The 8,104-nt window shown below is 63.1% G+C and carries 9 protein-coding genes and 1 tRNA gene; 3 read left to right on the top strand and 7 right to left on the bottom strand.

Annotated features, from left to right (window positions below; translation table 11 throughout):
• Positions 1–104: 104 nt before the first annotated feature.
• Positions 105–956: an MBL fold metallo-hydrolase gene (locus tag ACVOMF_RS14210; protein WP_481509870.1), complete on the bottom strand. Its 852-nt coding sequence runs from the start codon at positions 954–956 to the stop codon at positions 105–107.
• A 12-nt stretch (positions 957–968) separates the two neighbouring features.
• On the opposite strand from ACVOMF_RS14210, the gene ACVOMF_RS14205 reads away from it, so the two are divergent.
• Entirely contained in the window at positions 969–1,937 is a 969-nt protein-coding gene (locus ACVOMF_RS14205) for a GlxA family transcriptional regulator (RefSeq protein WP_481509869.1), read from the top strand.
• 130 nt (positions 1,938–2,067) lie between these two features.
• Here the strand turns inward: ACVOMF_RS14205 and ACVOMF_RS14200 are convergent, their stop codons facing one another.
• Entirely contained in the window at positions 2,068–2,337 is a 270-nt protein-coding gene (locus ACVOMF_RS14200) for a putative hemolysin (RefSeq protein ID WP_481509868.1), read from the bottom strand.
• A gap of 293 nt (positions 2,338–2,630) precedes the next feature.
• Here ACVOMF_RS14200 and ACVOMF_RS14195 point away from each other — a divergent pair, with 293 nt between their 5' ends.
• Positions 2,631–2,939, top strand: coding sequence for a hypothetical protein (locus ACVOMF_RS14195; RefSeq protein WP_481509867.1), 309 nt, complete (start codon positions 2,631–2,633; stop codon positions 2,937–2,939).
• A 243-nt stretch (positions 2,940–3,182) separates the two neighbouring features.
• The gene (locus ACVOMF_RS14190) at positions 3,183–3,413 is read left to right on the top strand and encodes a DUF1653 domain-containing protein (protein ID WP_296253060.1); all 231 of its coding nucleotides are present in this window, start codon (positions 3,183–3,185) and stop codon (positions 3,411–3,413) included.
• A gap of 493 nt (positions 3,414–3,906) precedes the next feature.
• On the opposite strand, the gene ACVOMF_RS14185 is transcribed toward ACVOMF_RS14190, so the two are convergent.
• The 5 genes from ACVOMF_RS14185 to pheT form a co-directional block, all read right to left on the bottom strand.
• Positions 3,907–4,455 (bottom strand): DUF805 domain-containing protein, encoded by a 549-nt coding sequence (locus ACVOMF_RS14185; RefSeq protein ID WP_481509866.1) that lies wholly within the window; start codon positions 4,453–4,455, stop codon positions 3,907–3,909.
• Between the two features lie 391 nt (positions 4,456–4,846).
• Positions 4,847–4,923 (bottom strand) — tRNA-Pro (locus tag ACVOMF_RS14180).
• 61 nt (positions 4,924–4,984) lie between these two features.
• Positions 4,985–5,341, bottom strand: coding sequence for a MerR family transcriptional regulator (locus ACVOMF_RS14175; protein ID WP_057629341.1), 357 nt, complete (start codon positions 5,339–5,341; stop codon positions 4,985–4,987).
• A complete protein-coding gene (locus tag ACVOMF_RS14170; protein WP_054657702.1) occupies positions 5,322–5,621 on the bottom strand; it encodes an integration host factor subunit alpha in 300 nt (99 codons plus the stop codon). Before ACVOMF_RS14170 ends, ACVOMF_RS14175 begins: the two co-directional genes overlap by 20 nt.
• A 21-nt stretch (positions 5,622–5,642) precedes the next feature.
• Positions 5,643–8,024 carry a phenylalanine--tRNA ligase subunit beta gene (pheT, locus tag ACVOMF_RS14165; RefSeq protein ID WP_481509865.1) on the bottom strand — a complete coding sequence of 794 codons (2,382 nt, stop codon included), beginning with the start codon at positions 8,022–8,024 and terminating at the stop codon, positions 5,643–5,645.
• Positions 8,025–8,104: the final 80 nt, after the last annotated feature.

Below are 8,104 nucleotides of genomic sequence, written 5' to 3'. Positions count from 1 at the left end.
TTATTAAATATTCTCGCCCCCCTCCCTTCTGGGGCCTCGCTCTGGTGTGTTTGGGGTTTGCCCGCCCCCCCCCCGGGCCGCGCGGGCGCCGCCACTACCAATCCTCAGAACTCGAGCACCTCACCATCAGTTGGAACACGCAGGCGATCCGCCAGCCCTGCGTCCCGCGCAGCCAGCAGCAACCCCTGCCGACTCACCGGGCAATGGCTCAACGCCTCCAGATGGTTGGCAACAACAATGCCGTCGGCAATGCGCGTAAACGCCAGCGCTTCATCCAGCCCCATGATGATCTCGCCGCCAAGATCAAAGCGCGCGCCGCCGGCGGGGATCACGCAGATATCAGGTTGCTGCCTGCGCACGAAATCTTCGATAGCAGGTGTAAGCACGGTATCACCAGACAGATACAGACGAGGCTCGCCGGGGATCTCAATCAGATAGCCCACACCGTGCTCCATGAAACGCCCAATCACACCGCGGCCATGGGTGCAACGCACGGTACGAATGCTTCCGCCCAAAAAAGGACTGGCGAGCTCATGCGTCTGAGGCAATGGCTGCACGTTCAAGCCGCGCGCCGCCAGATGTGCGGCATCGTGCGGCGTGCAGATAACCGGAATGCGCCGCTCACGTAGCCAGCGCTTGCCTGCACGGTCCAGATGATCGAAGTGACCTTTCTGGCAATGGGTGATCAGGCAGTGGGTGACCGACTGCAGCGCCTGCTCGGCTTCCGCTGGCAGATCCACCAGCGGGTTACGTTGCAGACCGGCAAAGAGGCGCAGTGGCGGCAGCGCCGCCCTGCCCGCCAGCATCGGATCGACCAGGAGTCGATGCGGGCCGATTTCGACAATGATCGTGGCATTGCGGAGCTGCTGGATTTTCATGGCTTGGCCGGCGGAAAGAGGCCCCCATGGTGAGCCGGCGCGGCCTGGCCGATAATGGCAAGAAACGCCACGTTCCATTCAATTTCGGCCATGCCAAAGACCTGCCAGATCGGCCTCCTGCTCTATCCCGGCTGCATGCCTGCCGGCCTGCTTGGTTTTGCCGACCTGCTGCACGCAGCCAATCGCCGCACAGGACAGCCACTGTTCCAAACCCGCTTCGTCGGTTTGAAAGCCGGCCCAGTCAACTGCAGCCAAGGCTTGGAAATGCAGGCCCACGGCAGCGTCGATGACCCGCTACTCGATGCCGTGCTCGTCCCCGGGTTCTGGGCCGAATCCGCAGCCGAGGTGGAAGCCGCGCTGCAGAACAACGCCGCACTGATACGGGCGCTTGCGCGGCTCCCCAAGCGCTCGCGGCTGTGGAGCTACTGCGTAGGCGTCAGCCTCGCTGCAGCCAGTGGGCGGCTGGACGGGCAAGCCGCCACCGCCACTTGGTGGCTGCTCGACACGCTGCGCCAGCGCCATCCGAAGATACGCTGGCAGGCAGAGAGCACCTGCATACATGCAACGCGACATGCCACCGCAAGCGGCGTCAGCGGCTACCTGCCGATTGCGCAGAACCTGATCGAACAGACAGTCAGCCCCGCCATCCTGCAGGATCTGGTCAAGCTGATGGTGCTGCCAAGGCCTGCACAGACCCACGATGCCTTCCAGGCGCTGAGCCTCATCCAGCAATCCAGCACCTTGCTGCGCAAGCTGCATGCGTCAGTTGAAGCATTGCCTGCAGATCAGCTGACCATGGACAGGCTTGCAGAACTACTGGGTATGTCCAGCCGCACACTTGCGCGCAAGGTGAAGGATGAAACTGGCTGCGCCGCCGCAACATACTCGCGCCGCATCAAGCTCGCCCAGGTCGCCGAGCGCCTGACGCTCACCTCCGCACCGATTTCAACAATCAGTAACGAACTTGGCTTCAGCAGCGACTCGAACCTGCAGCGCATGTTCAAGGAGCTGACCCGGCTCACACCCACGCAGTATCGGCAGCGATTCTCGCGTCAGTGATGCCAACGAGCCGAGCATGGCTCGGCACTACATCGCATCGCGCATGACTGATGCTCTGCTCATCCTGTTGGTCGTTGGCGCAAGACAAAGGCGACCGTCAACGAGCAATCCGAGCCCAACCCGCAGCCCCTTACTTGGTGCCGGCCGCGTTGTCGCGCCGGAACAGCTCCCACTCTTCGATCTGCGTGCCATCCGCAAGATGGCAGATGCCGTACTCACCGCCCTCGCTGTTCTTCTTGATTTCGACCTTGCCGCCCTTCTTCACGCAATACTCGGATGCAGGATTGGCCATGCCTACACGCGGCTGGGCAGCCTCGGTCTTCGTGTCATCTTTCGGCGCACAGCCTGCGGCCGCAGCAGACATCAGTAAGGTAGCTACACAAAGTACAAGGGATTTCATCGATGCTCTCCAGGGCGACTGCCATATTCTCGGCAGCAGACCAGCAAAAGATTGTGATGACGCTGCGGCCTCACCACCAAACCGCGGGGGGCGCCACATTCAAAGTCTCGCGCAAAAGCGTTGCACACGCTTTTCGGCTCTCGCGAGACCGCCAGAGCCTTGGGTTGCCAGACTGGTCCCTGCTCCAACAGTCCGCCTACACATCAACGCCACCGGCAGGATTGTGCGTTACCTGCCGGTTTGAATCCCATCTGGCAGCCGGTAAAATCCGTCCTTTGGCGAAGGAGCAGAACATGCCCAAAGACACGCTGCTTCACGACATGCTGACCACCTTGGACAGGCTCATCACCGTCTTCTCCTCAGCCACCCCGGATGAAAAAGCCTGGCGCGAGGCGATCATCGAGATGCGCGAGATCCGCGCCTCATTGTCCGCATCTCCAATGTTGGAGAGATTCGTGGGCAAGCGCATCAGGCAGTCTCTCGATATCCGCGGCTTGAGCCTCACCAACGGTCCGGCCACGCGAGCGCTCCTCGGCCCTACCATCGTGACCAACCTGACGCTGGCCAGGCAAGTCCTGGAAGGCTACCTGGGCAAGCGCTGAGGATAGACGCGAGTTGCCATTCACTCGTGGCGGCCCCTGATCTGATCGCAAATCAGCCCCCGGTGTACATCACTGCATTAGGGCGGCGCTTCTACCGTTCTTCGGGATGTGATTGGATCAAGAGAACTTGAGCCGATAGGCGCGCACCGTCATGGATCAAAGCTGCCCCCGCTTGCAGTCCGCAGGGCAACCCCTTCTTCCAGCTGCTACGATCCGCCGCCCCACCCGACAGAGAAATCATCAATGTCCGACCTACCTGCTCTTCCCAGCCTCGCACTTGGACGCTATCGCCATTTCAAAGGCGGCGAGTACGAAGTCATCGGCCTCGCCCGTAGCAGCGAAACATTGGAAGCTCTGGTCCTCTACAAGCCCTTGTATGGCGACCTGGGCGTGTGGGCCCGGCCCTATGCGATGTTCGTGGAACAGGTGACTGTCGAAGGTGTGTCCCAGCCAAGGTTTGCCTACCAAGGCTGATGCCCGCGTGCAGGTGTGACCACTTCACACGCAGCACCGTGCAAGAGCCGAAAGAATCACAACGAGACGGAGCGGCGCAATGACACGTTCGGCGGCAACTGACGCTACCGATGTCCCCACCTCCTGAACGCAATCTCCGCCGTCTCAGCTCGCAATCTGCGCTCATTCCGCCGTGCCCACTCCTCGCATCCCGCCTTGCCGGTCTCGTAGCTCCGGCAGTTGCGCGGCGGATGCAGCACCGCTCCGCCAGGTGGAGGCAAGTGGTACGCGAGGCTAACGAACCACGATCCGTCCAGCCGCTCGACCAGCCGGGATACGGCGACCTCGTTGACGTAAATCGCCGTCAGCTGGCTTTCGAAGTCGGCCACTTTGGCCCATTTGAAACCGTCAGGGAGCATGGCTGGCCGGAAGGCGGAGGGCCGATGCTACGTCCCGACCGTCGCTAGCGATGAGATCCAACAAACTGCGGCGCTGGGCCCTGCCCCCCCCTCTTTTAACCGGCAATCACCTCGGCAGGCTCCTTCGCCTTGGTCGGATAGGTCAGCAGATAGAGCAGCACCAGGATGCCACCTACCGGCGCCAGGCTGATCAGCTGCCACCACGGGTTCAAGCCAGCGTCGCGCAGGCGCCGGGTGCAGGCCGCGATCCAGGGCAGCAACACCACCAGCGAGGTGATTTCCAGCGCCCATTGGCCAATGGCCTCAGCAAACAGCTGGGCGAAGGCAAGCACCATTGCCACAGCCAGGGCGAACCACCAGAAATCCGCCCGCGGGGTCGTGCCGGTGAACTCCAGGCCACGAAGCACGCCGTCGCGCATCGCCTCCAGCGCTGGCTGACTGGGGGACGGATTGCCTGCCAACAGGCTTTCGGCAGGCACCTCGAAGACGGCAGCCAGTGCCCGCAAGGATTCCGTCGAGATCTTCGCGCCGGACTCAAGGCGCTGGATGGTCCTCAGGTTCAAACCGCTCAGATTGGCCAACTGCTCCTGCGACCATTGCCGGCCAGTGCGGAGCTCGCGAAGTCGGGCGCTGTTGATGTGCATGAAAGACCCCTTGAATCAGTTGTTTGGCTTACCGACATCATCCTGCCCTTCCCGGTTCTGGGTAACGACATCAGGCCGACACGGGCAGGACACGAGCCCGGCCTGGCACTGGCGGCCCTTGGCCTGGCCCGAGCATAGCGCCCTGCGAGCCTGTGATTCATGTGTTTGGGGTTCATCCTGAGGGCAGGATGGATGGAGGCCGGAGCGGGCCGATCACTGCTCCACTGTATCCAGCCAGCGCAGCAAGACCGAGCACCATCTCGGCGGACCCAAAGCGCGGTGGCAAGCATTCAGCACCGGCGTCTCATTGCCAAAGCAGCGAACACCTGGCATCCAAAACGAAAAAGGGCTCGCGGCGTAAGCCGCAAGCCCTTCATCCAAAGCAAGTAATTGGTCGGGACGGCCGGATTTGAACCGACGACCCTCTGCCCCCCAGGCAGATGCGCTACCAGGCTGCGCTACGCCCCGATCGTTACTGCTTCCGCCTTGCGGCGAGCTGGTGATTATACCGGTTTTCACACAAAAAAGTTCAGCGACGGAGCAGTTGCAGTACTTCTTCCAGCTCCATGCGCACCTGCTTGATGATCTGATTGCTCAGCGCCGACTCTTCGCGGGCGCCCTCGCCTTCCAGTCGCAGGCGGGCGCCACCGATGGTGTAGCCCTGTTCGTACAACAGGCCGCGGATCTGCCGGACCATCAGCACGTCGTGGCGCTGATAGTAGCGGCGGTTGCCACGGCGCTTGGCCGGCTCAAGGCTGGGAAACTCGGTTTCCCAGTAGCGCAGCACGTGCGGCTTTACATCGCACAGCTCGCTCACTTCACCAATGGTGAAGTAGCGCTTGGCCGGAATCGGCGGAAGTTCGCGGTTACTGCCCGGATCCAGCATATGCCTCCACCCGCTCCTTGAGCTTCTGGCCCGGACGGAAGGTGACTACCGTACGGGCGGAAATCGGAATTTCCTCGCCGGTCTTGGGGTTGCGACCCGGGCGCTGGTTCTTGCGCCGCAGATCGAAATTGCCGAAGCCCGACAGCTTCACTTGACGTCCCTGTTCCAACGCATCGCGCAACACATCGAAAAACGCGTCGACAAATTCCTTGGCCTCACGCTTGTTCAGACCAACTTCGTCGAACAACCGATCCGCCATCTCCGCCTTGGTCAATGCCATGCCTGCTCCCTGTTTGCCGCCTCAGCCACGGATCTTTGCGCCGTGCCCGCGATCAATCGCCGCCACCACCTCGGTGACTACGGCTTCCACGTCGCGGTCCGTCAATGTGCGCGACTTGTCCTGCAAAATCAAGCCCATAGCCAAACTCTTGAAGCCCGGCTCGACGCCCTGGCCGACATAACGGTCAAACAGCGCCACTTCGCGCAGCAGTTCGCCACTGGCAGCACGGATGGTGGCCGACAGCTCAGCCCAGCTGACCGATTCAGCTACGACCACCGCCAGATCACGACGCACGGCCGGGAAGCGCGACAACTCGCTCGAACGCGGCAGCGAACGCGCAGCCAGCGGGGCCAGATCCAGCTCGAAAGCATAGACATCGGCATCCACGTCCATGGCTTTGGTCAGCCGCGGGTGCAGTTGGCCAATCCAGCCGATGCACTCGCCATCACGCCAGATGTCCGCCGAGCGGGCCGGGTGCGCATACGGGCGCTGCGAGGCACGGAATTCCAGCGTGGCGCCGGAAGCGGCAGCCAGCGACTCCAGATCACCCTTGAGGTCGTGAAAATCAACCTTGCGCGCCTTCTCGCCCCACTGCAGGGTGGCAGCATCGCCACACACGGCAGCCGCAATGCGCACGGTTTCCTTCGGCGCGGGCTTGCCCTCGCCGGCCTGCGCTGCGAAAACGCGACCGATTTCGAACAGACGCACGCGGCCGGCCTGGCGGGCGACGTTGCGGCCCAGCGTTGCCACCAGACCCGGCAGCAGCAGCGGGCGCATCACCGCCAGTTCGGCCGACAGCGGGTTGGCCAGCGCGACCAGGCCTTCGCTCTGCTGCCACTGCTTCAGCAGTTCGGCATCGACGAAAGCGAAGTTAATGGTTTCCAGCATTTCGCGCGCCACCAACTGGCGGCGCACACTGAGGTCATCCAGACGGGTTTCGCTGGGCATGGCGATGCGTGCAGCGCCGCCCGGCAAGGTGGTCGGGATGGATTCGTAGCCGTGGATACGAGCCAGCTCCTCGATCAGGTCTTCTTCGATGGCGATATCGAAGCGACGGCTCGGGCCGGTAACGGTCCAGCCATCGGCAACAGCCTCGACCTGCATGCCAAGCGCGCGCAGGATGCGCTCGACTTCGGCGTCTTCAATCTGGATGCCGAGCACGCGCAGGATGCGGGTGCGACGCAGCAGGATCCTGGCGGCGACCGGCAGGTCAGCTTCGCGCACGGCCTCGGTGACCGGCGCCGGCGTGCCGCCAGCCAGGTCGAGCACCAGCTTGGTGGCGTATTCGATGGCAGTGCGCGGCAGCTGCGGATCGACGCCGCGTTCGAAGCGGTGACCGGCATCGGTGTGCAGGCCCAGCTTGCGGCCACGGCCCATGATCGCCGCCGGGGCGAAGTGCGCCGCTTCCAGGAACACCTTGTTGGTCGCATCGGTGACGCGGGTATCGAAGCCACCCATCAGACCAGCCAGGCCGACCAGACGGTCGGCATCGGTGATCACCAGGAAGCTGTCGTCCAACGCGGCGTCGCGGCCGTCGAGCAGTTTGAGGCTTTCACCAGCACGCGAGCGGCGCACGGCGATCGAGCCCTTCAACGTATCCAGGTCGTAGGCATGCATCGGCTGACCGAGTTCCAACATCACGTACTGGGTGATGTCGACCAGCAGCGACACCGGGCGCACGCCGCTACGGCGCAGGCGCTCTGCCATCCACAACGGGGTGGTCGCGGCGGCATTGACGCCTTCGATCACGCGGCCGAGATAACGCGGCGCTTCGGCACCGGCGTCGAGCTGGATGCTCAGCTCACGCGCGCCCTGTGCCGGTACCGCATCGGCGGCAAACGGCTTCACTTCGCTGCGGGTAGCTGCGGCGACGTCGAACGCAATGCCACGCACGCTGAAGCAATCGGCGCGGTTCGGGGTCAGCTTGATCTCGATGCTGGCGTCCGGCAGGCCGAGGTAGTCAACCAGCGCGGTGCCGACCGGTGCATCGTCCGGCAGTTCCAGCAGGCCGGAGGCATCGTTGTCCAGGCCCAACTCCTTGGCCGAGCACAGCATGCCGTTGGATTCCACGCCGCGCAGCTTGGCCGGCTTGATCTTCAATTCACCGACCTGCGCGCCAACCATGGCCAGCGGTGCGACCAGACCCGGACGCGCATTCGGCGCGCCGCAGACGATCTGCAGCAGTTCGGCCTGACCGGCGTCGACCTTGCAGATCTGCAGACGGTCAGCTTCCGGGTGACGAGTCGCTTCGACGATGCGCGCGACCACCACGTTGTCCAGGCCTGCGCCCAGCGCGGTGACTTCCTCGACTTCCAGACCGATGGCAGTCAGCACGGCGCTGAGTTCGTCGCGCGATGCGGTGGTCGGTACGTGGCTGCGCAGCCAGCTTTCAGAGAATTTCATGTGTCTACCTTGATGGGAGGCGCGCCTCCCGTTGCGGTTTTTTGTTGATACCCGGCGCTTTGCGCCTGGGGTTGGTCAAC

It is taken from the genome of Stenotrophomonas sp. STEN022 (assembly GCF_056760155.1).
The sequence above is the reverse complement of the archived record's forward strand: the minus strand, read 5'-3'. Positions and strand labels throughout refer to the sequence as shown.